Source organism: Tabrizicola sp. (genome assembly GCF_041911175.1).
GTDB lineage: Bacteria > Pseudomonadota > Alphaproteobacteria > Rhodobacterales > Rhodobacteraceae > Tabrizicola.
On record NZ_JAYRPN010000043.1, the window covers coordinates 74,088 to 96,890 of the forward strand.

The 22,803-nt window shown below is 66.7% G+C and carries 25 protein-coding genes; 16 read left to right on the forward strand and 9 right to left on the reverse strand.

Features of this window, described 5'->3' with window-relative positions:
* The first annotated feature begins 15 nt into the window (after positions 1-15).
* From ACE3P6_RS05640 to ACE3P6_RS05650, 3 genes are read left to right on the forward strand one after another with little or no spacing between them, the layout of a single operon-like run.
* Positions 16-501, forward strand: a complete 486-nt coding sequence (locus tag ACE3P6_RS05640; protein ID WP_374392514.1) for a (2Fe-2S)-binding protein — start codon at positions 16-18, stop codon at positions 499-501.
* A 9-nt stretch (positions 502-510) separates the two neighbouring features.
* The gene (locus ACE3P6_RS05645; RefSeq protein ID WP_374392517.1) at positions 511-2,889 is read left to right on the forward strand and encodes a xanthine dehydrogenase family protein molybdopterin-binding subunit; all 2,379 of its coding nucleotides are present in this window, start codon (positions 511-513) and stop codon (positions 2,887-2,889) included.
* Between the two features lie 12 nt (positions 2,890-2,901).
* Complete coding sequence (locus tag ACE3P6_RS05650) at positions 2,902-3,690, forward strand: xanthine dehydrogenase family protein subunit M (RefSeq protein ID WP_374392520.1); 789 nt, start codon at positions 2,902-2,904, stop codon at positions 3,688-3,690.
* Between the two features lie 46 nt (positions 3,691-3,736).
* On the opposite strand, the gene ACE3P6_RS05655 is transcribed toward ACE3P6_RS05650, so the two are convergent.
* Positions 3,737-4,384 carry a carbonic anhydrase gene (locus ACE3P6_RS05655; protein WP_374392521.1) on the reverse strand — a complete coding sequence of 216 codons (648 nt, stop codon included), beginning with the start codon at positions 4,382-4,384 and terminating at the stop codon, positions 3,737-3,739.
* A 186-nt stretch (positions 4,385-4,570) separates the two neighbouring features.
* Here ACE3P6_RS05655 and ACE3P6_RS05660 point away from each other — a divergent pair, with 186 nt between their 5' ends.
* From ACE3P6_RS05660 to ACE3P6_RS05670, 3 genes are all read left to right on the forward strand, one after another.
* Complete coding sequence (locus ACE3P6_RS05660) at positions 4,571-4,915, forward strand: hypothetical protein (protein ID WP_374392524.1); 345 nt, start codon at positions 4,571-4,573, stop codon at positions 4,913-4,915.
* A 223-nt stretch (positions 4,916-5,138) separates the two neighbouring features.
* Entirely contained in the window at positions 5,139-6,539 is a 1,401-nt protein-coding gene (locus ACE3P6_RS05665) for a M17 family metallopeptidase (protein ID WP_374392526.1), read from the forward strand.
* A 72-nt stretch (positions 6,540-6,611) separates the two neighbouring features.
* Positions 6,612-7,427, forward strand: coding sequence for an NlpC/P60 family protein (locus tag ACE3P6_RS05670; protein WP_374392528.1), 816 nt, complete (start codon positions 6,612-6,614; stop codon positions 7,425-7,427).
* A gap of 88 nt (positions 7,428-7,515) precedes the next feature.
* Here ACE3P6_RS05670 and ACE3P6_RS05675 read toward each other — a convergent pair whose 3' ends face one another.
* Entirely contained in the window at positions 7,516-7,860 is a 345-nt protein-coding gene (locus tag ACE3P6_RS05675) for a DUF2794 domain-containing protein (protein WP_374392530.1), read from the reverse strand.
* Between the two features lie 43 nt (positions 7,861-7,903).
* Entirely contained in the window at positions 7,904-8,911 is a 1,008-nt protein-coding gene (locus tag ACE3P6_RS05680; protein ID WP_374392532.1) for an asparaginase, read from the reverse strand.
* Positions 8,912-9,090: 179 nt separating this feature from the next.
* Here ACE3P6_RS05680 and ACE3P6_RS05685 point away from each other — a divergent pair, with 179 nt between their 5' ends.
* The 10 genes from ACE3P6_RS05685 (at position 9,091) to ACE3P6_RS05730 (ending at position 16,063) form a co-directional block, all read left to right on the forward strand.
* Positions 9,091-9,621, forward strand: a complete 531-nt coding sequence (locus ACE3P6_RS05685) for an invasion associated locus B family protein (RefSeq protein WP_374392534.1) — start codon at positions 9,091-9,093, stop codon at positions 9,619-9,621.
* Between the two features lie 113 nt (positions 9,622-9,734).
* Positions 9,735-10,916, forward strand: a complete 1,182-nt coding sequence (gene rlmN / locus ACE3P6_RS05690; protein ID WP_374392689.1) for a 23S rRNA (adenine(2503)-C(2))-methyltransferase RlmN — start codon at positions 9,735-9,737, stop codon at positions 10,914-10,916.
* 63 nt (positions 10,917-10,979) lie between these two features.
* Positions 10,980-11,435 (forward strand): DUF6173 family protein, encoded by a 456-nt coding sequence (locus tag ACE3P6_RS05695; protein ID WP_374392536.1) that lies wholly within the window; start codon positions 10,980-10,982, stop codon positions 11,433-11,435.
* Between the two features lie 73 nt (positions 11,436-11,508).
* Positions 11,509-11,658, forward strand: a complete 150-nt coding sequence (locus ACE3P6_RS05700) for an aa3-type cytochrome c oxidase subunit IV (RefSeq protein WP_374376171.1) — start codon at positions 11,509-11,511, stop codon at positions 11,656-11,658.
* A gap of 26 nt (positions 11,659-11,684) precedes the next feature.
* Positions 11,685-12,290 (forward strand): hypothetical protein, encoded by a 606-nt coding sequence (locus ACE3P6_RS05705; RefSeq protein WP_374392539.1) that lies wholly within the window; start codon positions 11,685-11,687, stop codon positions 12,288-12,290.
* Between the two features lie 62 nt (positions 12,291-12,352).
* Positions 12,353-12,943: a molybdenum cofactor guanylyltransferase MobA gene (gene mobA, locus ACE3P6_RS05710; protein WP_374392541.1), complete on the forward strand. Its 591-nt coding sequence runs from the start codon at positions 12,353-12,355 to the stop codon at positions 12,941-12,943.
* Positions 12,940-13,431, forward strand: coding sequence for a molybdopterin-guanine dinucleotide biosynthesis protein B (gene mobB / locus ACE3P6_RS05715; protein ID WP_374376165.1), 492 nt, complete (start codon positions 12,940-12,942; stop codon positions 13,429-13,431). The genes mobA and mobB overlap by 4 nt, the downstream gene beginning before the upstream one ends.
* Positions 13,432-13,435: 4 nt before the next feature.
* Positions 13,436-14,290, forward strand: a complete 855-nt coding sequence (locus tag ACE3P6_RS05720) for a molybdopterin guanine dinucleotide synthesis (protein WP_374392543.1) — start codon at positions 13,436-13,438, stop codon at positions 14,288-14,290.
* Complete coding sequence (locus ACE3P6_RS05725) at positions 14,281-14,877, forward strand: GNAT family N-acetyltransferase (protein WP_374392545.1); 597 nt, start codon at positions 14,281-14,283, stop codon at positions 14,875-14,877. Before ACE3P6_RS05720 ends, ACE3P6_RS05725 begins: the two co-directional genes overlap by 10 nt.
* Before the next feature lie 556 nt (positions 14,878-15,433).
* A complete protein-coding gene (locus ACE3P6_RS05730) occupies positions 15,434-16,063 on the forward strand; it encodes a GntR family transcriptional regulator (protein WP_374392548.1) in 630 nt (209 codons plus the stop codon).
* 60 nt (positions 16,064-16,123) lie between these two features.
* On the opposite strand, the gene ACE3P6_RS05735 is transcribed toward ACE3P6_RS05730, so the two are convergent.
* The 6 genes from ACE3P6_RS05735 to ACE3P6_RS05760 all read right to left on the reverse strand — a co-directional run bounded on the left by ACE3P6_RS05735 (position 16,124) and on the right by ACE3P6_RS05760 (position 22,646).
* Positions 16,124-16,975: a transporter substrate-binding domain-containing protein gene (locus ACE3P6_RS05735; RefSeq protein ID WP_374392551.1), complete on the reverse strand. Its 852-nt coding sequence runs from the start codon at positions 16,973-16,975 to the stop codon at positions 16,124-16,126.
* Between the two features lie 51 nt (positions 16,976-17,026).
* The gene (locus ACE3P6_RS05740) at positions 17,027-17,806 is read right to left on the reverse strand and encodes an ABC transporter ATP-binding protein (RefSeq protein ID WP_374392553.1); all 780 of its coding nucleotides are present in this window, start codon (positions 17,804-17,806) and stop codon (positions 17,027-17,029) included.
* Positions 17,803-18,525, reverse strand: coding sequence for an ABC transporter permease (locus tag ACE3P6_RS05745; RefSeq protein ID WP_374392555.1), 723 nt, complete (start codon positions 18,523-18,525; stop codon positions 17,803-17,805). The genes ACE3P6_RS05740 and ACE3P6_RS05745 overlap by 4 nt, the downstream gene beginning before the upstream one ends.
* The gene (locus tag ACE3P6_RS05750) at positions 18,525-19,244 is read right to left on the reverse strand and encodes an ABC transporter permease (protein ID WP_374392557.1); all 720 of its coding nucleotides are present in this window, start codon (positions 19,242-19,244) and stop codon (positions 18,525-18,527) included. Before ACE3P6_RS05750 ends, ACE3P6_RS05745 begins: the two co-directional genes overlap by 1 nt.
* A 29-nt stretch (positions 19,245-19,273) precedes the next feature.
* On the reverse strand, positions 19,274-20,698 hold the full coding sequence (locus ACE3P6_RS05755) for a M20 family metallopeptidase (protein WP_374392560.1): 1,425 nt from the start codon (positions 20,696-20,698) through the stop codon (positions 19,274-19,276).
* 370 nt (positions 20,699-21,068) lie between these two features.
* A complete protein-coding gene (locus ACE3P6_RS05760) occupies positions 21,069-22,646 on the reverse strand; it encodes a Mur ligase family protein (RefSeq protein WP_374392563.1) in 1,578 nt (525 codons plus the stop codon).
* Positions 22,647-22,803: the final 157 nt, after the last annotated feature.

Consider the following 22,803-nt stretch of genomic DNA (forward strand, 5'->3'; position numbering starts at 1 on the left):
CAGGGAGGGAGAAGCATGACCAAGGTCTCGATGACCGTGAACGGCAGGGCCGTTTCCGGGGAAGTGGAGGGGCGGACGCTTCTGTCCGCCTTCCTGCGCGAGGGGCTGGCGCTGACCGGCACCCATGTCGGCTGCGACACCAGCCAGTGCGGCGCCTGCGTGGTGCATGTCGACGGCCAGCCGGTGAAAAGCTGCACCGTCTTCGCGCAGGACGTGGCGGGGGCGAACGTCAAGACCATCGAGGGGATGGCGAATGCCGATGGCTCTCTGGGGGTGATCCAGCAGGCGTTCCAGGATCATCACGGGCTGCAATGCGGCTTCTGCACGCCGGGGATGGTGATGTCCTCTGCCGCGCTGCTGGCGGAGAACCCGAAGCCCACGGAAGCCGAGGTGCGGCATTACCTTGACGGCAACATCTGTCGCTGCACGGGTTACCACAACATCGTCAAGGCCGTGATGGCTGCCTCTGGGCAGGACGTCAGCGCGCTGGCTGCGGAATAGGGGGGAGAGATGCCGAAGGATCACGGGATCGGCGCGCCCCAGAAGCGCCGCGAGGATATCCGCTTCCTGACCGGACGCGGGGTCTATACCGATGACATGGCGCTGCACGGGCAGGCGGCGGCGGTCTTCGTCCGCTCGACTGTCGCGCATGGGCGGATCAAGAAGATCGACACGGCCAAGGCCGCCGCGATGCCGGGCGTGCTGGCCATCTTCACCGGCGAGGATTTCAAGGATGTCGGCGGCAACCCGGCGGGCTGGCTGATCAACAGCCGCGACGGCACCCCGATGCGCGAGCCGAAGCGCCCGGTTCTGGCGCATGGCAAGGTGCGCCATGTCGGCGACGCCTATGCGGCGGTGATCGCGGAAACGTTGTCACAGGCCAAGGATGCCGCCGAGCAGCTGGCCGAGGATTCGGTGATCGAGGAATTGCCGGCCATCGTCGACATGAAGGCGGCGGTGGCGGATGCCTCGAACCGGGTGCATGACGAGATTCCCGACAACCTCTGCTTCGACTGGGGCTGGATCGAGGACAACCGCGCGGCGGTGGATGCGGCGATGAAGGCCGCGCCGCATGTGGTGACGCTGAACCTGGTGAACAACCGGCTGGTGCCGAACGCGATGGAGCCGCGCGCGTCGATCGGCGAGTATTTCCCCGGCACGGGCGACTACAAGCTGACGACGACCAGCCAGAACCCGCACCTGACCCGGCTGCTGGTGGCGGCCTTCGTGCTGGGTATCCCGGAGAACAAGCTGACCGTGGTTGCACCCGACGTGGGCGGCGGCTTCGGGTCGAAGATCTATCACTATGGCGAAGAGGCGCTGGTCCTGGCGGCGGCGAAGAAGCTGGGCCGCCCGGTGCGCTGGACGGCGGAGCGGTCGGAAAGCTTCCTCACCGATGCGCATGGCCGCGACCATGTGACGAAGATCGAGCTGGGCTGCACCAGGGACGGGCAGATCCTGGCGATCCGCACCGAGACGCTGGCGAATGTGGGGGCGTATCTGTCGAACTTCTCGACCGCGACGCCCACGTTCCTGCACGGCACGCTGATGGCCGGGCCCTACAAGGTGCCGCATGTCTATGTGAACGTGAAGACGGTCTTCACCAACACGGCGCCGGTGGACGCTTACCGGGGGGCGGGTCGGCCCGAGGCGACCTTCAGCCTGGAGCGGGTGATCGACAAGATGTGCCGCGAGTTGGGCCTCGACCCGTTCGAGGTGCGGCGGAAGAACCTGCTGACGCCGGACCAGTTCCCCTACACCACGCCGGTGGGCCTTGTGTATGACACCGGCAACTACCAGGCGACGCTGGACCGGGCGATGGCGATGGCCGATGTCGCCGGGTTCGGCAAGCGGGCGGCGGAGTCAAAAGCGCGCGGCAAGCTGCGGGGCATGGGGCTTTCGACCTGGATCGAGGCTTGCGGCATCGCGCCGTCGCATCTGGTGGGCATCCTGGGCAGCCGGGTCGGGCTTTACGATGCGGCGACGGTGCGGGTGAACGCGACCGGGAACCTCAGCGTGATGGTGGGCGCGCACAGCCACGGCCAGGGGCACGAGACGGTGTTTGCGCAGATCGTGGCAGAGAAGCTGGGGATACCGGAGACCTCAGTCGAGATCGTGCATGGCGACACCTCGAAGATCCCGTTCGGGATGGGGTCCTACGGCTCGCGGTCCTTGGCGGTCTGCGGCACGGCGATGGCCAAGGCGGTGGACAAGATCATCGCCAAGGGCAAGAAGATCGCCGCGCATATGCTGGAGGCGTCGGAGGGCGATATCACCTTCGCGGACGGCAAGTTCAGCGTGGCGGGGACCGACAAGGCCAAGACCTTCGGCGAGATCGCGTTCAGCGCCTATGTCCCGCACAACTACCCGTTGGAGACGCTGGAACCGGGGCTGGAAGAGACCGCCTTCTACGACCCGGCCAACTTCACCTATCCCGCAGGCGCCTATATCTGCGAGGTCGAGGTGGACGAGGGCACCGGCAAGGTCGACGTGGTGGCCTTCCACTGCGCCGACGACTTCGGCAACGTGATGAACCCGATGGTGGTCGAGGGCCAGGTGCATGGCGGCGTGGGCCAGGGGATCGGCCAGGCCCTGTGCGAGTTCACCACCTATGACGAGAACGGGCAGCTTCTGACCGGGTCCTACATGGACTATCCGATGCCCCGGGCCGAGGACGTGCCGTTCTACAACGTGGACTATTCCTGCCAGACGCCCTGCACGCACAACCCCCTGGGGGTGAAGGGCTGCGGCGAGGCGGGGGCCATCGGGTCGCCCCCGGCGGTGGTCAACGCGGTGATCGACGCCTTGCAGAGAGGTGGGCATACCCACGTCACGCATATCGACATGCCGGTCTCGCCGTCGCGGGTCTGGCAGGCTGTGAACGGCTGAGGGGAGGACATCATGCACAACTTCGAGTTCGCAAAACCCTCGACGATTGCCGATGCGGCCAAGGCGCTGGCGGCGGATGGGGCGCAGGCGCTGTCGGGCGGGCAGACGCTGATCCCGACGATGAAGCAGCGGCTGGCCGCGCCGGGGGTGCTGGTCAGCCTGACCGGCATCGCCGAGATGCGGGGGGTCTGCACGGGCGATGGCGGGCTGCATGTGGGCGCGGCGACGCCGCATGCGGTTGTCGCAAGGGAAGCCCGCGCGCATTACCCGGCGCTGGCGGCTTTGGCGGGGGGGATCGGCGATCCGGCGGTGCGGTCGCGCGGCACCATCGGCGGGTCGATCGCCAACAACGATCCGGCGGCGTGCTATCCCTCTGCGGTGCTGGCCTCGGGTGCGACGGTGGTGACCAGCAAGCGGAAGATCGCGGCGGACGACTACTTCCAGGGCCTGTTCTCGACGGCGCTGGAGGAGGGCGAGTTCGTGACGTCCGTCGTCTTCCCGATCCCGCAGAAGGCCGCCTATGTGAAGTTCAACCAGCCCGCCAGCCGCTTTGCCCTGACCGGGGTCTTCGTGGCGAAGTTCCCGAGCGGGGTGCGGGTGGCGGTGACTGGCGCGGGCAACGATGGCGTCTTCCGCTGGGCCGAGGCGGAACGCGCGCTGTCGGCGGACTTCTCGGCCTCGGCGCTGTCGGGGCTGAAGGTCGATCCGGCGGGAATGATCGCCGACCTGCATGGCTCGGCTGCCTATCGGGCGAACCTGGTCAAGGTGCTGACCGGGCGCGCGGTGACGGCGGCAGCGTGACGCAATACGAAAGGCCCGGCGGATCGCTCCGCCTGGCCTTTTCGCGTCACACCGGGAAGAAACCACCGCGCGCGGGGTCGTAGTTTTCCAAAAGCCCCTCGCCGGTATTGTTCCACAGCCCGTGCAGGGTGAGAAGGTCGTTGTCGATGGCCTGTCTCACGAAGGGGAAGGTCAGCAGGTTTTCCAGGCTGGTCAGCACCGCCTCTTTCTCCAGCGCCTGCAGGATCTCGGCGTCGGGCAGGTGCGAGACCTTGTCGAAACCGGGGCGCAGGATGTCCATCCAGCGACCGACGAAGCTGGTCTTTTCCTCCAGCGCGGGGGCATGGCCGCGGCACATGTCATGGCAGCCCTTGACCCCGCCGCAGTTGGAATGGCCCAAGACGACGATATGCGCGACACCCAGCGAGGTGACGGCATATTCCACCGCCGCCGAGGTGCCGTGGCGTTCGCCGTCGGGGGTGTAGGGCGGCACCAGGTTGGCAATGTTGCGGTGGATGAAGAACTCGCCTTCATCAGCGCCGAAGATCGAGGTGACGTGGACCCGGCTGTCGCAGCAGGAAATCACCATCGCGCGGGGATGTTGGCCGCTTTCGGCCAGGCGGCGATACCAGGCGCGGTTGTCCTGGTAGGTGGTCGCGCGCCAGCCGTGGAAGCGCTGGACCAGGTAGGCAGGCAGGGGGCGGATGGAGTTCATGGGCATCGTCCTCTGGTGTCGCCCCTTCCCTATGCTGCATTTGCCGAAAATTCGAGGGGCAAAATCCGGGCCGAGCGGGCGGCGGGCAACCAATTCTTCAGCAAGAGGGTCCAGGCTGGCGCTGGGTGTGATGTAACTTGGGTGTGAATGATGGGAGAGATTGTCCCTCTCAGGCCACGAGAGGTCGTGCGCCAGGATGTCGAGGCGATTGCGCTGATCTACCGCAACCTCGGCGCGCCGGTGGCCGAACAGATGGTGACGCGAGCTCTGGGGGAACTGGCGCTGACGATGGCGGGGATCGCCGAAAAGGTCCGAGCGCAGGAATTGCGCGACCTGGCGCGGCAACTGGGTCGACTGCGCAGGCTGGCGGCAGACCTGGGGCTGCTGACGCTGGCCACGGTCGCGGGGGACGCGCGAACCTGCCTGGAACGGGCGGAAGGCACGGCCTTTTCGGCGGTCTGGGCGCGGCTTCTTCGCGTGGCCGAACGGTCGCTGGCCACCGATGCCGGGCTGGTCGACCAGTCGGTCTGAAGCTTACAACTGCACGGGCGCGGAATCGCACAGCATCCGGTTGCAGAACGAGTTGCGCTCGCAACCGGATGGCGAAGGGCGGGATTGCTCCCATGCGACAGTGGGCGCCGGGCCGAGCGGATTGGCGGGGAATTTCCGGCAAATCACCGCAATCCTCTGGAAAGGCTTGCTAACTGGCCGGAATTTCCGGCAATTGAGGACAGGAAACAACGCCCGATCACCGATGCCAAGCGCCCAGACTTTCGCCTTTGCCAACCGTTCGCCCGCCACACGGCCGCTGCATGTCCTGCGGCCCGAAGACATGGCGGCCTTTCTTGCCGGGGCCGGTGCGCCCTGGGCCGGATGGCTGACCGCCACCGGGTTCGAGGCCGGGCTGGGCGAGCTTCGGCTTCTGCCGGGCAAAGATGGCGGCGTCGCGGGCGCGGTGGCGGGCTACGGCTCGGCCCAGGCCCGGCGGCGGTTGCGCTTTGGCCTCGCCAAGGCGGTGGCGGGCCTGCCTGGCGGCGACTGGGTGCTTGAGGGTGCGCTGGATCCTTCCGAAAAGACCGAAGCGGCGCTGGCCTGGCTGTTTTCGGGTTACCGCTTCGACCGCTATCGCCCGGGGCGTAAGGCCGCCACCCTGCCCCGGCTGGTCTGCCCAGAGGGGCTGGATGCCGCACGCCTGATCTCGATGGCCGAGGCCGAGGCGCTGACCCGCGACCTGATCAACACCCCGGCCGAGGACATGGGGCCGGAAGAGCTGGAAGCCGCCTTTCTGGCCCTGGCAGGCGAGTTCGGAGCCGAGACGCAGGTGATCCGGGGCGACGACCTGCTGGCGCAGAATTTCCCGATGATCCATGCCGTCGGCCGCGCCAGTCCGCGCGCGCCCCGGCTGCTGGACCTGCACTGGGGGAAGAAGGGGCCGAAACTGACGCTGGTCGGCAAGGGGGTCTGTTTCGATACCGGCGGGCTGAACCTGAAACCGTCCACCGGCATGAGCCTGATGAAGAAGGACATGGGCGGTGCCGCCACGGTGATGGGGCTGGCGCGGATGATCATGGGCCTGGGGCTGGCGGTCCAGCTGCGGGTGCTGGTCCCGGCGGTGGAAAACCTGGTCTCGGGCAGCTCGATCAAGCCGAAGGACATCCTGACCAGCCGCAAGGGCCTGACGGTCGAGGTCAACGACACCGATGCCGAGGGGCGGCTGATCCTGGGCGATGCGCTGGCCTATGCCTGCGAGGGCCACCCGGACGTGCTGATCAGCATGGCGACATTGACGGGCGCGGCACGGGTGGCGGTGGGGCCGGACCTTGCGCCCTACTACACCGACGACGCCGGTCTTTCGCTCGCGCTTGAGGCGGGGGCGAAGGCGGGCTTCGACCCGGTCTGGCGGCTCCCGTTCCACGACGCCTATGACAGCGTGATCGAGCCGGGGATCGCCGATCTTGACAACGCGCCGGGCTACGGCTTCGCGGGGTCGATCACGGCGGCGCTGTTCCTGCGGCGCTTCGTCGAGGGGCCGCGCTACATGCATTTCGATATCTACGGCCATACCCCGACCGACCAGCCGGCGCGGCCGAAGGGCGGTGTGGGACAGGGCGCGCGGGCGATCCTGGAAGGCCTGCCCGCGATGATGAAGGTCTAGGTACTCCCGGCAGAGGCCGGGATCCGGTGTGGTAGAGAGGTCCGCAGTGCGGTGCGAGGTGAGGAGCAAGCGATGGACAGACGGCTGACGCCTTACTCCGGCCGGGTGGCGCATGTCTCGCTGTCAGGCGTGGTGAACGCCCCGTTGACCGAGGGCTTGCAGGCCCAGGTCACGGTCCCGGTGGCGAACCTGTGCGACAGCCCGGGCGGCGCGCGCGACCGACAGTTGCTGATGGGCGAGGCGGCGACGGTGATCGACCGCGACAAGGGCCATGTCTTCGTGATGTCGGCCAAGGACGGCTATTGCGGCTGGATGGCCGAGGGCGATCTGGGCCAAGGCCCGGCGCCGACGCATTGGGTCGCAGCACCGGGGACGCATCTCTATACCGAGCCACAGGTCCAGGCGCGCGAGAAGATGGCGCTGAGCCTGGGGACGCGGCTGGCGGTGGTGGGGTCCTGGGGAGCCTGGGCCAACACGCCGCACGGCTTTGTGCCCTTGCGCCACCTGCGGGCTCTGGGCGACTGGGCCGAGGATCCGGTGACGGTGGCGGAAAGCCTGCTCGGCACGCCCTACCTCTGGGGCGGGAATTCGCGTTTCGGGCTGGATTGTTCGGGATTGGTGCAACTGTCGATGCATTGCTGCGGCAAGCCCTGCCCCGGGGACAGCGACATGCAGATGGCTCTGGGTCGCCTGCTGCCCGCGAACGAGCCGATGCGGCGGGGCGACCTGATCCTGTGGAAGGGGCATGTGGCGCTGGTGGCCGACCGCGACCGGATCATCCATGCCAACGGGCACACGATGTCGGTGGCCTATGAGGGGATCAAGGATGCCGTCGGGAGAATTTCGGCGGGCGGCGGCGGGCTGGTTCTGGCGCGGCAGAGGGTGTGACCTGGTCGGCGCTTTCGGGACCTTCTGACCTTCTTTCCGGGCGCATATCTTGCGACGAGGAGGCGAAGCCGAACGAGGAGCGGGGCGGTCAGACCGGGCCGATCAGCCGCTTTTCCAGCACTTTCAGCACCTGATCCAGGTCCTGGCCCCGGCGCAGCACCCGGCCATCCATGCCGACCACGGCATAAAGCCCCTGCCGTGCCCGCAGTTTCGGGCGCTTCTCGATCCGGTAGAGCGGGGTTTCGGCTGTACGCCGGAAGATGGCGAAGACCGCAAGGTCGCGCATCGCGGCAATGGCATAGTCGCGCCATTCCCCGGCGGCGACCATCCGGCCATAGACCCGCAGGATCAGGCCAAGCTCCCTGCGGTCGAAGCGGACATCCTCCGCGAGGCGGCTGGACTGCGGAAACGGGATCGGCGCTTCGGCGTTCATGGGGAAAGCTTACCCGCTTCCCCCCTTTAATCAACCCGGCAATTCAGCCCGGAAAACCGTCGGCCATGCGGTAGAACCCGGTCTCCAGCCCGCGCCAGTTGCGCTGCACGCCGGCCATGCGCTTGACCGCCGCCGGATGCGCCGGGTCGAGAGCGCCGACCTTGGCCAGCAGCGCGGTGATCGAAGCCTCGGCCGCGCGGTAGCCGCCGTCCACCACCTTGAGCGCGATCCCCAGGCCCTTTTCCGGCACGATGGCGACATAGACCGCCTCGGCCCCGCCCTTGATCGCCACCTTGCCGCCCATCGCGCGCATCAGTTCGGTGCAGGTCTCGCCCTCGCCCGAGACGAGGTGCGGGTGGGCCGCCATCGCGCGGGTCAGGCGGAACATCGCGTCTTCCCGCGCGCCGTGGCCTTCGCGGGCGACCGCATATTTCGCCATCGCGCGGGCCAGCCCTTCCACCGTCATCGCGAAGTTCGGGGCAGAGCAGCCGTCGACGCCCCAGCCCGCGACCGTCTCGCCCGTGACTTCCTCGGTCGCGGCACGGACGGCCTTTTGCAGCGGGTGGTCGATCTCGACATATTCCGGCCCGGCCTTCAGGTGCTGGGTCACGGTCAGGAAGCCGGAATGCTTGCCCGAGCAGTTGTTGTGCAGCTGGCAGGGTTTTTCGTGGGCCTCGATCAGCCGGTTGCGTTCGGTCAGGTCGCCCGGTTCATGCGCGCCGCAGCGCAGGTCGGATTCGCCAAGGCCAAGGTCGGCCAGCCAGCGCCCCGCAAGGTCGACATGGACATGCCCGCCCCGGTGGCTGGCACAGGCGAGCGCGAGATGGGCCTGGCTCAGGCCCCGCGCATCCGCCGCCCCGGTTTCCAGCAATGGCAGGGCCTGCATCATCTTGGCCGAGGACCGCGGGAAGATCACCGCCTGCGGGTTACCCCAGGCCGCGACCACGCCCTTGGCGTCGCAGATCACCGCATGGGCCTGATGCACGCATTCCAGAAGGCCACCGCGCCAGACTTCCAGCACCGGAACCGCCCCTTCGCTGACCTTCGCCATCTATTCCCCCTTTGATCCTTCGTCACGTATGCGCGAATTGTCGCCCAGAGGGCTTTCGCGGAATGGCGGTTTTGATTATGGCTGGAATATCGGGTAGAACGGCGCCGCGCCAGTCAAAAGGGCCGCAAAGGCAGAGCAGACGGCAAGGCACGAAGACAGCTTGGAGGCTCTCGTCAACCATGACATCCCTTTTCGGTCGCACGCTTGCGGTTGCCGCGATCACGCTTGCCGGGGCTGCGGCCCAGGCCCCCGTTTCGGCTCAGGAATCGACCAATCGTGTCGCCACGATGACCGACTGGAACGTCTTCACCGAGGAAAGCCCCAAGGAATGCTGGGGCGTCTCGAAGCCGAAGGAATCGGTGAATACCAGAGATGGCAAACCGGCAGCGGTTACTCGCAGTGACATCCTTCTGTTCGTGACCTTCCGTCCCGGCAAACCGGGCGAGATCAGTTTTACCGGCGGCTACCCGTTCGCGGGCGGCTCGACCGTCGAGGTTTCGGTGGATGGCAATGCGTTCCAGCTGTTCACCGATGGCGAATGGGCCTGGCCGGGCAGCACCGAGGATGATGCGAAGCTTCTGGCGGCGCTGAAAGCGGGGACGAACGCCACGCTGACAGCGCGGTCGGGCCGGGGCACCCAGACGGTCGACACCTTCTCCCTGCGCGGCTTCACCGCCGCGATGGAAGACGCCGGGAAGCGCTGCCAGTAGGCCACTGACCATTGCGGAAGGCGCCCCGATTGCGGGGCGCTTTTCTTTTTGCCGCGCCTCGCCTATATCCGCCTCCACACCAGATCGCCTGTGACAAGGCCCGACCAAAGGATCTGCCCATGACCGCCCCCATCACGCAAGACGTGCTGACGATCCCGCGCAAGCTGCCCGTGGGTGGGAAGACCAACATCGTCGGCCTGACGCGCGATGGACTGCGGGCGGCGCTGATTGCTGCCGGGACGCCGGAGAAGCAGGCGAAGATGCGCACAGGCCAGCTTTGGCAATGGGTCTACCACTGGGGCGTCCGCGATTTCGCCTTGATGACCAATCTGGCCAAGGATTACCGCGCACTCCTGGCCGAGAATTTCACCATCGAGATTCCCGAGGTCGTCACCCGGCAGGTTTCGGAAGACGGCACCCGCAAGTATCTGGTCCGCATCGCCGGGGGTCATGAGGTCGAGGTGGTCTATATCCCGGAAACCGACCGGGGGACGCTGTGCATCTCCTCGCAGGTCGGCTGCACTCTGACCTGTTCCTTCTGCCACACCGGTACGCAGAAGCTGGTGCGCAACCTGACCGCGGCGGAAATCGTCGGCCAGGTGATGATGGCGCGCGACGATCTGGACGAATGGCCGGTGCCGGGCGCCCCGAAGGAAGAGGTGCGGCTCATCTCCAACATCGTGCTGATGGGGATGGGCGAGCCGCTCTACAATTTCGAGAATGTCCGCGACGCGATGCTGATCGTGATGGACGGCGAGGGGATCGCCCTTGGCCGTCGCCGGATCACGCTGTCGACCAGCGGCGTCGTACCGGAAATCGCCCGGACCGCGACCGAGATCGGCTGCCAGCTGGCGGTCAGCTTCCACGCCACCACGGACGCGGTGCGCGACGTGCTGGTGCCGATCAACAAGCGCTGGAACATCGCCACGCTGCTGGAGGCGCTGAAGGCCTATCCCGGACTGTCGAACAGCGAGAGGATCACCTTCGAATATGTGATGCTCGACGGGGTGAACGACAGCAAGGAAGACGCGCACCGGCTGGTGAAGCTGCTGGAAGGCATCCCGGCCAAGGTGAACCTGATCCCGTTCAACGAATGGCCCGGCGCACCCTACAAACGGTCGTCGAGGAACCGGATCCACGCCTTCGCCGATATCATCTATCACGCGGGCTATGCCTCGCCGATCCGCACCCCGCGCGGCGAGGACATCATGGCCGCCTGCGGGCAGCTGAAATCCGCCACCGAGCGCGAGCGGAAGTCGAAAGCCCGGATCGAGGCCGAGGCAGGCCTGTCCTGACCCCTTGCGGGTCCGGGCGGGATTTCGTTCTCTGGCCGGACCCCGAAGCGAAGGATACGTCCGATGGCCAAGGCCACAGCCAAGACCCCAGCCCCGAAGGCCCCGGCCGAGAAGGCTCCGCTGCCGAAGAAGCCTGCGGCCAAGAAGGCAGGCGCGAAGACAGTGGCGACCAACCGTCCGAAAAGCCCTGCCGAATGGGCGCATGACCGGCTGGTCATGTATATCCGCAACTTCGAAAGCGAGCTGGACGCCGAGCACGAGATCGCGATGGGCTTCGCATCGGACGAATCCGGGGTCCTGCGAATCGAGGGGTTGGGCTATTTCGAGCCCGACATCATCACCTTCTACGGTCGCGACGAGGACGGGGCGAAGACCCAGCTGATCCAGCATGTGACCCAGCTTTCCGTCACGCTGCGCGCCGTGCCGAAAGAGGAAAAGCTGGAGCCGCCGCGCCGGATCGGGTTCCAGTTGAACTCGGGCTGGATCGGTGGCGATTCCGGCGACGCCTCGGCCGGCTAGGCCGCTACCCCGTGACAGGCCCCGGCGAATAGGCTATGGGGCTGGGAACGACCGAAATTCAGGGACCTGCATCATGGCCGATCACCACCACGCCGAACACGTCCAGGGCACGATGGACATCCGCGACAAGGAAAAGACCTTCGCGGGGTTCATCCATGTGTCGATCTGGGTGGCCGGCATTGCGATCGGCGTCCTGATCTTCCTCGCGCTGGCGAATTCCTGATCCCGGGCAGAGTGGGACCCGGGCCGATGCGCATCCTTCTGTGCCTGATCGCCCTTCTGGGCCTGACCGCCTGTGCCGAGCCGAAATGGGCGCCGCAGGAACAGGTGGATGCCGTCCGCTATGTCGAGGGGCCGCCCAACTACATCACGCTCTATACCGTGGTGAACAAGTCGACCGGCTCGGGCGCGCATTCGGCCATTCTGGTCAATGCCTCCGAACGGGTGATCTTCGACCCGGCGGGCACCTGGTATCACCCCAAGCTGCCGGAACGGAACGACGTCACCTTCGGCATGAACGACAAGGCCCTGGCCTTCTACATCGATTACCACACCCGCGAGACCTACGACACGATCGAGCAGAAGATCTACGTCTCTCCGCAAGTGGCCGAGCTGGCGCTGCAGCGGGTCGAGAATTACGGCGCGGTCGGCAAGGCGATGTGCACCAATGCGACCTCGTCGATCCTGAGCGGGTTGCCGGGCTTTGAATCGCTGCGGCACACCTTCGCGCCGAAGAAACTGTCGAAGGAATTCGGCAAGCTGCCGGGCGTCACCACCCGCGTGATCACCGACGACGATGACGACAACAACCACGGCATCCTCCTGGTGCAGCACGACGGCACGCCGCTGGAGTGAGCCTCCCTTGAACCGGCCACGCGATGCGGTAGGCTTTCGCCTGCGGTAGAAAGGCATGCGATTTGCGGATTTTCGGAGTCATCCTGGCAGGGGGCGAGGGTCGACGGATGGGCGGGGCGGACAAGGCTCTGCTGCCTCTCGCCGGGCGCCCGCTGATCGCGCATGTGCTGGACCGGCTGGAGCCGCAGGTGGAGCGGGTGCTGATCTCGGCCAACGGCGATGCCGCGCGGTTTGCCGGGCTCGGCTGTCCGGTGCTGGCCGACGACCGGTCGCAGGGGCCGCTGTCGGGCGTGCTCTCGGCGCTGACGGCTGCGGCGGCGCTGGGGGCGACGCATGTCGTCTCGGCCCCGGTCGACACGCCGTTCCTGCCCGGCGACCTGGTGCCGCAACTGCTTCTGGCCGCCGAAACCTCGCCGGGTGGGCTGGCGCTGGCGTCGGATGCGGGCGGCGACCATCCGGTGACGGCGATCTGGCCGGTGGGGCTGGCCCCGGCGCTTGCCGCCTTCCTGGCCGGGGGCGAGGCCCGCGTCAGGCGCTTCACCGAGGCGCACGATGCCGCCCGCGCGGTGTTTTCCGATCCGCGCGCCTTCCTGAACCTGAACAGCCCCGAAGACCTTGTCGCCGCCGAGGCCCTGCTGAAAGGCGCGGCATGAGGGTCTATGGCGTGATCGGCTGGAAGAATTCGGGCAAGACCAGCCTGATGGAACGCCTGGTGGCCGAGATCACCGGGCGGGGGTTCTCCGTCTCGACCGTCAAGCACGTGCACCATGATGTCGACCTGGACCATCCGGGCAAGGACACCTACCGCCACCGGATCGCGGGGGCGCGCGAGGTCGTGCTGGCCTCGGCCGGTCGGTTGGCGATCATGGTCGAACACCGGGAGGCGGAGCCGGAGCTTCCGGCGGTGCTGGCGCGGCTGGCTCCGGTCGACCTGGTGCTGGTGGAAGGCTACAAGCGCGACGCCCATCCGAAGGTCGAGGTCTGGCGCGAAGAGACGGGCCATCCGCTGATCCAGCCGCATGACCCGCTGGTCCGCGCGGTGGCGACGGATGCGGCGCTGAGGCTGAAGGTGCCGGTGCTGGACCTGAACGACACCGGCGCCGTGGCCGGTTTCATCCTGGGCGAGGTCGGGCTTGTTTGACCGGGTGATCGTGGTCGACTGGTCGGCGGCGAACCTGCCCACCAGCGCGACCAACCGGGCCAATTCCGTCTGGATCGGCTGTCACGACGCCGAGGGCGGCGCGGAATGGCACCACCGCACCCGCGCCGGGGCCGAGGCGCAGTTGGGGACGCTGATCGAGACCGCGCGAGCCGCCGGGATGCGGCTGCTGATCGGCTTCGACTTCGCGATGGGCTATCCGGCGGGCTTCGCCGCGCGGCTGACCGGCGAAGCCCGGGCCGAAGCGGTCTGGCGCTGGCTGGCGGCGGCGATCACCGACGAGGGCAACCGGAACAACCGCTTCGAGGTCGCCACCCGGATCAACGCCGCCTTCCCCGAAGGCCCCGGACCCTTCTGGAGCCACCCGACGGACCAGTCCTGGCCCGGTCTCCCCTTCCGCCGGGCGGGGATCGACTATGCGGCGCTGGGGCTGGCTGAGGCCCGCGCGGCGGAAGCGGCAGTGCCGCGCGCGAAAAGCCCCTGGATGCTGTTCAACCCCGGCTCGGTCGGGTCGCAAAGCCTCTTGGGCCTGCCGATGATCCACCGGTTGTCACAACTGCCCGGCGTCGCGGTCTGGCCCTTCGTTGCGCCGGATGCTCCGGTGGTGCTGGCCGAGGTCTATCCGTCGCTGCTGGCGGGTCCGGTGGCGATCCTGGCCAATGCCGAGGGGCTGACCGCCGACCAGGCGCAGGTGCGGCTCCTGTCGCGGGCCCTGCACCGGCTGGCGCGGGCCGACCGGCTTGCGCCCCTGTTCGATGCCCCGCCCGAGGCGGCGGAAGAAGGCTGGATCCTCGGTGCGGGCCACGCCCCCCTGCTGGCCGAGGCGCTGTCATGGGCGTGACGATCTTCCGGGGCCTGCATTCCAGCCTGCGCCCGCAGGCGGCGCGGCTGTACTGGGAGGCCTTCGGCGGCAAGCTGGGCCGGGTGCTGGGGCCGGACGAGCGGGCGCTGCGGTTCTTCCAGCGGGTGATCCGGGGGGACCTCTGCTTTGCCGCCGTCGATGGGGACAAGCTGGTCGGGATCGCGGGCTACAAGACCCCGGCGGGAAGTTTCGCTGGCGGGTCCTGGGACGACCTGACCGAGGTCTACGGCAGATGGGGCGGGAGGTGGCGGGGCGGCGTCCTTTGGGCGCTGGGGCGGGAGGTCGACAACGACCGCTTCCTGATCGACGGGATCTGCGTGGGGAAGGCCCACCGGGGCCAAGGGATCGGGTCGATGCTGCTGGGGGCGCTGTATCGGGAGGCGGCGGAGCGGGGGTATGGCTCGGTCCGGCTGGACGTGATCCAGGACAACTTCCGGGCGCGGGCCTTGTATGAACGGCAGGGGTTCCGGGCGGTCAGGACCGAGGAGCTGGGGGTGCTGCGGTTCCTGTTCGGATTCGCCTCGTCGACGACGATGGTGCGGCCCCTGGAGGGGGTGGGAAAATAGGCTGTCCACGGTGGACAGATTTTTCGACCAAATGAAATCAATGGCTTGGTCGCGGACGTTAGGGATTTGGCAAGGATTGCCCCCTGCTGGCTTGCAAGCGGTTGCGCCGGAAGATGGCGCGCCGACTGGCAAGGGTTTCAAGAGAAGGCTTCCCTGTCGAAGCATGTTCGCATCGCCTCTGCATGGACTGCCGAGCCCGCCGAGGTGCCCGAGTCTTTCGGAATCCACCCTGCACAACTTGGAAGGACTTCTGCTGCCGATCTGGAAGGCGCTTCCCGAGGACGAAACGCGGGCCTACCGACGGCAGGCCGATGACGGCCAAGGCGCATGATGGGTGCCTGGTCGTCTGACAGCACCGATGCGGGCAAAGAATACTGAACCTGCGACAAGGGGATGTGGATCGGTGAAGAAGGATCGTCGGTCTCGTCCAGGACCTTGCAGGCGAGCCGTCATGGCATCCTTGCGGCCAATCTGCCTTGATTTTCAGACCATGTCATCATAGCACTCCATAATGGCGCCAATTTTGGGCGTCACGTGGAAGATGCAGCGGGATGAGATGGCGGCAAATCAGAGTGTAGACACGCGCGATGTCACGGATCTTCTGCTGCAGGATATCCTGACCGGCACCCTGCCTGCCGGCACCTGGCTGAAGCAGATCGATCTGGAGGAACGCTACGACTGCACGCGGCCGGAAGTTCGCCGCGCGCTGGATCGAATGACGCAGAAGCGGCTGGTCCAGCATATTCCCAATCGCGGCTATCAGGTCCATGTGGTGGACGAGCGGCGGTCGCAGGACATCAGCGACATCAGGGTGATCCTGGAAACCTCCGTCGCGCATCTGATGATCGCTCATGCCACACCCGAGGCCATCGAGGCCTTGCGCGCGCTTGCGCGGCAATTTGACGATATGTCCTTCCGCGGCTCGATTCTGGAACACTACGACGCCAACCTCGCCTTCCACCGGGCATTGCTGGAGCTTGCCCGCAACCGCGAGCTGGTCGAACTTGTTTCGGAAATCCGCCAGCGCACGGTTTCGGCACCGGTGTCACAATGGCGCACCCGCGCGCGCATCGAGCAATCCGCCCGCGAGCATCATCTGATGGTCGATGCGCTGGAGGCGGGCGATCTGGCCGAGTTGAAGCGCCTGATCGAAATCCACATCAGGCAAGCGCCGCCAAAGGCATGAAGTTGCGGAAAGGGGCCGCGCAGCCCATGACCGCGCGGCCGCGTCACTTGGTGAAACCTGTCACTGGGGCGTCAGGTCGAAGCCGAACCACTTCTCGGAGAGCCGCTTGATCGTGCCGTCTGCCTTGGCGGCGGTGATCGCGTCGTCGAAGAGGGCTTTCAGTTCCGGGTCGCTCTTGCGCAGGCCGACGGAACTGCCGGCGCCAAGCATGCCACCCTGGAAGCGTGGGCCGACAATGGCCATGTCGGCATTGCCCGGCTTCTCCACGGCGGTCATCAGATAGCCCATAGAGGCCATGACAAGATCGACGCGGCCCGCGACAAGATCGAGGTCATGCTGTTCGGTCGTCTTGTATTCCCGGACCGCGACCGCGTCCTTCAGGTATTCGTCCACGAAGCGCGCGGCGATCGAGGCGGTCTGCACGCCGATGGTCTTGCCTTCAAGAAGCGGTTTCAGGTCCTCGGCGGCCTTGCGGGCGCCTGCCTCGTTGGTCGCGAGCGAGAAGAGTTCGCCCTTGAGCGGCAGATTCTCCAGATCGCTGCCCTTCAGGGCGGCGAAGGCCTGGCCAGTGCTGCCGTAAGAGATCGAGAAGTCGATGACCTCCTTGCGCTTTTCCGTCGCCGACATGCCGGCCATGATCGCGTCGAACTTGCCGGCATCGAGCGCGGGGATCATCCCGTCGAAGGCTTGCGGCACGATGGTGCATTCCACCTTCATATGGGCGCAGAGATAGTGGGCGAGCTCGATCTCGTAGCCGTCAAGCGTGCCGTCCGGCTTGGTCAGGTTGTAGGGGGGAAAGGCGCCCTCGGTGGCGATGGTGATCTTGGTCCAAGCCTTTTCCTCCGCGCCGGCGGCGCCGGTGAGCAGGCTGGCGGCAACGGCAAGCGCAGTTGCGATGGTCGTCTTCTTCATAGGTCTTCTCCCTTCTTGGTGATTGACGGATTTTTCGGCAACGGCCCCGCATCAGGCGGTGATGAACTGCCGGAAACGGGCGGAGTTGGAGCGGGTGAATAGCTGTTCCGGAGGGCCTTCCTCCTCGATGGCGCCCTGATGCAGGAAGACCACCCGGTTCGAGACATCGCGGGCAAATCCCATCTCGTGGGTGACGACCAGCATGGTGCGCCCCTCTTCGGCGAGCCCGCGCATGACGCGCAGCACCTCGCCGACAAGCTCGGGGTCAAGCGCGGAGGTCGGCTCGTCGAAAAGCATGGCCTTGGGCCGCATGGCGAGCGCGCGGGCGATGGCGGCGCGCTGCTGCTGGCCGCCGGAGAGATGGGCGGGATAATGGTTGCGCTTGTCGGCGATGCCGACCTTGGCAAGCAGCGCCTCCGCCTCCTCGATGGCCTCCCGGCGCGGTCGCTTCAGCACATGGATCGGTGCTTCGATGACGTTTTCCAGCACGGTGCGGTGCGACCAGAGGTTGAAGCTCTGGAAGACCATGCCAAGCTCGGACCGGATGCGGTCCACCTGGCGGGGATCGGCGGGACGGCTGCGACCGTCGCGGGCCTCCCTCAGGCGGATTTCCTCACCGGCAATGGAAATCGATCCGGAATTCGGGGTTTCCAGCAGGTTGATGCAGCGCAGCAGGGTGGATTTGCCCGAACCCGACGAGCCGAGGATGGAGATGACCTCGCCCTCATGCGCGTCGATGGAAATGCCCTTCAGCACCTCCAGCGAGCCGAAGTGCTTTCGCAGGTCGCGAATGCGGATGGCGACGGGGGTGGATGAGGCGGACGCGGTCAATGGGGTTCTCCCGTGAGCGGCAGTGCGAGAGGTAGCGGTCGGCGCTCGGCCGGGTTCAGCCGGCGTTCGAGCCGGGCGATGAGCCGGGTGAGGATGAAGTTGATGGCGAGATAGAGCGTGCCGGCGACCACGAAGACCTCGATCACCCGGTAGCTTTCCGAGATGATCCGGGCGGCGACGCCGGTGATCTCCATGAGGGTGATGATCGAGGCGAGCGAGGTCGCCTTCACCATCGCGATCATCTCGTTGCCGTAGGCGGGCAAGGCCTGGCGGATGGCAAGCGGCAGGGTGATGCGGCGGAAGATCATCATGCGCGGCATGCCGCAGGCCCGCGCCGCCTCGATCTGCCCGTGCGGCACCGAAAGGAGGCCGCCGCGGATGATCTCGCTGGCATAGGCCGCGGTGTTCAGCATCAGGGCCAGCACCGCGCACCAGTAGGGTTCGCGCAGGACGGGCCACAGGAAACTGTGCCGCACGGCGGGAAACTGGCTGAGGCCGTAGTAGATGAGAAAGATCTGGACGAGCAGCGGTGTGCCGCGAAAGACGAAGACGTAGAGGCGGGCGAGCCAGTCGAGCATGAGGATGCCCGAGAGACGCGACAGCGCCAACGCCAGCGCAAGCCCGGCGCCAAGCAGGATTGCGGTTGCGGCCAGTTCCAGCGTCAGCGGCAGGGCGCCGACGAGGCTGACGAAGGTCTCGGCGAGAAAGGCGATGTCCATCAGCTCCTCCTGACGCCGCGCGAGAACCGGCGCTCGGAGGCGTGGAGCAGCAAGCCGGACAGGGTGGAGATGGCGAGATAGATGAGGGCCGCGACCAGGTAGAAGTCGAAGGGCAGGCCGGTGGAGCCTGCACCGGTCTGCGCCTGGTGCAACAGTTCGACGACGCCCGTGACCGAGACGAGGGCGGATTCCTTCAGCACGACCTGCCAGACATTGCCAAGGCCAGGCAGGGCATGGCGCAGCGTCAGGGGCGCGATGATCCGGCGGAATTTCAGCGCCCGGCCCATGCCGCAGGCGGTTGCCGCCTCCAGCTCGCCCGGATGCACGGCGCGGAAGGCACCGCGGAAGACCTCGGTCTGCTGGGCGCCCGAGGTGACCCCGACCGCCAGCGCCCCCGCGATGAAGCCGGGAAAGCTGACGAAACCCTCGGCGCCGAACAGGTGGCCGATGGCGCTGACGACCGCGCTGCCGCCGAAGTAGAAGAGATAGATGACCAGCAGGTCCGGTATGCCGCGCAGCACCGTCGTATAGGTTTCGGCCATGACGCGAAGGACCGGCCCGCCGGAAACCTTGGCCCAGGCGCCGAAGGTGCCGATGATGCCGCCGATGGCGAAACCGGCAAGCGCGATCAGGATCGTCATCAGCGCGCCGGTGGCGAGCATCTGGCCCCAGCCGTCCGGGCCAAAGCTGAGGATGTCAAGGAAACTGGGCGGGTTCATGACGGTAGCGTCTCCATCCGGTGAGGGCCTCAGCGCAGCGCCGCGACAGGGATCGGCGGATCGACATCGTCGGGGATCGGGTTGACGAAGGGGGTGCCGTCAAGCCGGGCGGCATGATCGTGCTTGGCAGCCGCGATGAGGTCGGGGCTGCGGATCAGATCAAGCGCGGTTGCGGCCATGACCTTGGCGGCATGCTCCATGCCCTTGTGGGCGGCGGGCAGTTTGCCTTGCGCCACAAGCTGCCAGGAATGGCCGGGCGTGCCGATCGCATAGGTGGCGCCGCGCATCTGCACGGTCGGCACGACCCAGCTTACCGTGCCGACATCGGTGGAGCCGACCAGCGTGCCGGCGCCGCTCTCGGGCGGAAAGATCGCATCGCAGAGTGCCACACCCTTCCGCAACTTCATGCCGAAGCGTTCGAAGGCAGAGGCAACGTCCTCGGCGGAAAGAGTTTTCTGGAATTCCTCGGCCGTCGCGCGATCCTGATCGTCGAAGACCGGCGGGCCGAGCCGTTCGAGATGCGCATGCATCAGGTCTTCAAGCGGCGTGTTGCCGACAAGATTGGCATCGCCGCTGACGATGCGGCTTTGCACTGTCGTGCCCGTCATGAGTGCAGCACCATCGGCAATGGCGCTGACACGGGCGGAAAGGGCATGCAGTTCCGGCAGGCTGCGGGCCCGCACCAGATAGCGTGCGGTGGCGCGGGCCTGCACGACATTCGGCGCATTGCCGCCGGCATCGGTGATGGCATAGTGGATCCGCGCGGTCGACGGCATGTGCTCGCGCAGGAAATTGACGCCGACATTCATCAATTCCAGCGCATCAAGCGCACTGCGCCCCAGATGCGGCGCGGCGGAAGCATGGGCGGCCCTGCCGGTGAAATGGAAGTCGATCTCGTTGCAGGCCAGCGAGACCGGGTTGTTGACGCCGGCAAAGGGCGCCGGGTGCCAGGAGATGGCGATATCGACATCGTCGAAAAGACCCGCCCGCACCATGAAGCCCTTGGAGGAGCCGCCTTCCTCGGCGGGGCAGCCATAGTAGCGGACGCGCCCGGCAAGACCATGCGCCGCCAGATAGTCCTTGACGGCGGTGGCAGCCATCATTGCCCCGGCGCCAAGCAGGTTGTGGCCGCAACCGTGGCCGTTCCCGCCCGCCTCGAGCGGCCGTTCTTGTGCAATACCCGCTTCCTGGCTCAGACCCGGCAAGGCATCGAATTCGCCAAGGATGGCGATGATCGGCCCGCCTGCGCCCGCCTCGCCGATGACGGCTGTGGGCATGCCGCCAACGCCACGCGCAACACGGAAGCCTTCGGTCGCAAGGATGGCCGCATGCGCATCGGCGGAAGCGAACTCCATATAGTTGGTCTCGGGCGTGTCCCAGACCCGGTCGCTGAGGCCGAAGAAGATCTCCCGCTTGGCTTCGACAAGGGTCCAGATGGCGTCGGCGTTGGTCATGTCGGGTTTGCTTCTTCGCTGTATCCACGATTGGCGCCAATTTATGATAATAATTTGATTCACGCAAGTGTGTGTTGGCGGGCACGGGTCATGGTGAGAATTGGCGGGGTCAAAAGCGGATTGGAGTCATGCCGATGAGGCCGAGGGGGCGTTCGGAACGCCTCGATCAGCAATCACTTCAGCGATGAGCACAGCCTCGGCCAGCGGGGCGAGCTAGCCTTTCGTCCAGGTGTTTGATCCCATGCTTTGAGGGTGCGATCCTTTCGCAGGGATGGAAGGAAGCACCGTGGAAAGCGGCTGTTTGTCGGGCTGGACGCGTCGCCGGAGAAAACCGCCACTCGCACGCCCCCCGCGCGCTATCCCGACAAAGCTAACTGCTGATCCGAGAACCGAGCATCTCGAAGATTGCCGCGCGCTCGTCATGCACCAGAAGCAGCGCAAGGTCGCCGGGTTCGAGACGTTCAACGATCTGCCTCGCGCCGTCCAGAGGGCTAGCCGCGGACAGGATATGGTCGTCAGGCAGGCCGCACTCCCGGCTCGCCTGACGGATCAGCGCCGGGATCTCGCCGGTCTGACGCCCCCTCAGATAGGCGGTGATTTCAGCCACCACGACGGTATCCGGCTTCAGCGCGAAAAGGCCCTGCGTCAACGCCCGGATGTCGGCATCGGAGCGGTCGCCCGCGTGGCTGATCAGCGCGAAGCGGCGCCTGGCAGGCAGGGCAGCCAGCGCCGAGGTAACCGCCGCGATGGAATGCGGATTGTGGGCAAAGTCGACGAAGACGCGGGCGCCGTTCACGGAGAACTCGTTGGCGCGTCCCGGATTGTCGACCGGATCGCTGCGGAAGTTCCTGAGGACGCTGCGGATCGCGTCATCGGGCAAGCCGAGGCCGCGTGCGGCCAGTGCTGCGGCCAGCGCGTTCTCGATATTGTAGCGCGCGGCGCCGCCGAGAGTGAGAGGCACGTCGCCGACCGCCACGAGCGATGTTGTTCCTGCTCCGTCCGAAAGAACGATCCGGCCGTCCTCAAGCCAGCCGCAGGGCACGCCTTGCGCCCGCGCGCGGACGATCTGCGGCGCGCTGGCGTCGAGCGAAAACCAGATTGGGCGAGCGTCCGTCAGGTCTGCCGCTGCCACGAGAACGGGGTCGTCCGCGTTCAGGACAAGCTGCCCGCCCGGAACGACCGCCCGTCGAACGGAGAGCTTGACCTGCGCCAGATCGGGGACGGTATTGATCCCGTACTGGCCGAGATGGTCCGCCGCGACGTTGGTGACAACCGCCACGCGCGCGCGGCTGACCGGCAATCCCCGGCGCAGGATGCCGCCGCGCGCAACCTCAAGCACCCCAAGTTCCAGACGCTTGTCGCGCAACAGAAGCCGGGCGCCCGCGGGCCCGGAATAGTCGCCGCGGTCGAGGATTTCGTCGCCGACTTTGACGAACTCGGTCGAGGACAGGCCGGCGACCTTGCCCGACGCCGCGCCCATCGCGGCGATCAGGCGTGTCGTTGTCGTCTTGCCGTTGGTTCCGGTGACGAGCGCGAGCGGTATGTCATGAAGGCGCGCCCAGTCCGGCGCTTCGGGAAGCCGGTCGGTTGCCCAGGTTTCGGACCCTGCGCCGTGGCCAAGCGTCAGCGCGTCATCGTCAAGCAGACGGTCCACACCACGTTTCGCGGCCTCAGCCACAAGGGAGACAAGCCGGGGCTGGCGCTCAAGGGCGCTGACCTTCCGCAACGCGGCCGCCAGATCATCGAAGGGCGTTTGCGCCTGGCCGAGAAGCCCGGTCGCGGTGAAGTACCACGCCGCTTCGATTGCATAGGCCGTCGTGAAAAGCTGGTCTATCGGCGCCGGAACGAAAAGGCTGGCACCGCCGTCGAAGGGACGCGTCTGGATGTCCGCCCCGGCAAGACCCAGCGCGTCGAGGATCGGGGCAAGATTGCCGCGCCAGAGGGCCACGACATCTGCCGGTTCATGCGAGTTGACCAGACAGTCGCCAACCGCCCCTGGCCCCACACCGTAGAGGTTCGGGCCAAGCAGGCGGCGGCAACTGTCAAGGATCAGCCCCGGATCTTCGGGAACCGGAATGACCAGCGCATCTTGAAGCTCATCGGAT

What these genes read in the sequence shown, in the direction of transcription:
- ACE3P6_RS05705 (WP_374392539.1), top strand. Translation starts at nt 11,685, where the DNA reads ATGCGCATCCTTCTGTGCCTGATCGCCCTTCTGGGCCTGACCGCCTGT.
- ACE3P6_RS05735 (WP_374392551.1), bottom strand. Translation starts at nt 16,975, where the DNA reads ATGAAGAAGACGACCATCGCAACTGCGCTTGCCGTTGCCGCCAGCCTG.
- ACE3P6_RS05755 (WP_374392560.1), bottom strand. Translation starts at nt 20,698, where the DNA reads ATGACCAACGCCGACGCCATCTGGACCCTTGTCGAAGCCAAGCGGGAG.
- ACE3P6_RS05645 (WP_374392517.1), top strand. Translation starts at nt 511, where the DNA reads ATGCCGAAGGATCACGGGATCGGCGCGCCCCAGAAGCGCCGCGAGGAT.
- ACE3P6_RS05665 (WP_374392526.1), top strand. Translation starts at nt 5,139, where the DNA reads ATGCCAAGCGCCCAGACTTTCGCCTTTGCCAACCGTTCGCCCGCCACA.
- ACE3P6_RS05650 (WP_374392520.1), top strand. Translation starts at nt 2,902, where the DNA reads ATGCACAACTTCGAGTTCGCAAAACCCTCGACGATTGCCGATGCGGCC.
- ACE3P6_RS05655 (WP_374392521.1), bottom strand. Translation starts at nt 4,384, where the DNA reads ATGAACTCCATCCGCCCCCTGCCTGCCTACCTGGTCCAGCGCTTCCAC.
- ACE3P6_RS05745 (WP_374392555.1), bottom strand. Translation starts at nt 18,525, where the DNA reads ATGGACATCGCCTTTCTCGCCGAGACCTTCGTCAGCCTCGTCGGCGCC.
- ACE3P6_RS05730 (WP_374392548.1), top strand. Translation starts at nt 15,434, where the DNA reads ATGGCGGCAAATCAGAGTGTAGACACGCGCGATGTCACGGATCTTCTG.
- ACE3P6_RS05685 (WP_374392534.1), top strand. Translation starts at nt 9,091, where the DNA reads ATGACATCCCTTTTCGGTCGCACGCTTGCGGTTGCCGCGATCACGCTT.
- ACE3P6_RS05695 (WP_374392536.1), top strand. Translation starts at nt 10,980, where the DNA reads ATGGCCAAGGCCACAGCCAAGACCCCAGCCCCGAAGGCCCCGGCCGAG.
- ACE3P6_RS05640 (WP_374392514.1), top strand. Translation starts at nt 16, where the DNA reads ATGACCAAGGTCTCGATGACCGTGAACGGCAGGGCCGTTTCCGGGGAA.
- mobB (WP_374376165.1), top strand. Translation starts at nt 12,940, where the DNA reads ATGAGGGTCTATGGCGTGATCGGCTGGAAGAATTCGGGCAAGACCAGC.
- ACE3P6_RS05750 (WP_374392557.1), bottom strand. Translation starts at nt 19,244, where the DNA reads ATGAACCCGCCCAGTTTCCTTGACATCCTCAGCTTTGGCCCGGACGGC.
- ACE3P6_RS05675 (WP_374392530.1), bottom strand. Translation starts at nt 7,860, where the DNA reads ATGAACGCCGAAGCGCCGATCCCGTTTCCGCAGTCCAGCCGCCTCGCG.
- ACE3P6_RS05725 (WP_374392545.1), top strand. Translation starts at nt 14,281, where the DNA reads ATGGGCGTGACGATCTTCCGGGGCCTGCATTCCAGCCTGCGCCCGCAG.
- ACE3P6_RS05670 (WP_374392528.1), top strand. Translation starts at nt 6,612, where the DNA reads ATGGACAGACGGCTGACGCCTTACTCCGGCCGGGTGGCGCATGTCTCG.
- ACE3P6_RS05700 (WP_374376171.1), top strand. Translation starts at nt 11,509, where the DNA reads ATGGCCGATCACCACCACGCCGAACACGTCCAGGGCACGATGGACATC.
- ACE3P6_RS05680 (WP_374392532.1), bottom strand. Translation starts at nt 8,911, where the DNA reads ATGGCGAAGGTCAGCGAAGGGGCGGTTCCGGTGCTGGAAGTCTGGCGC.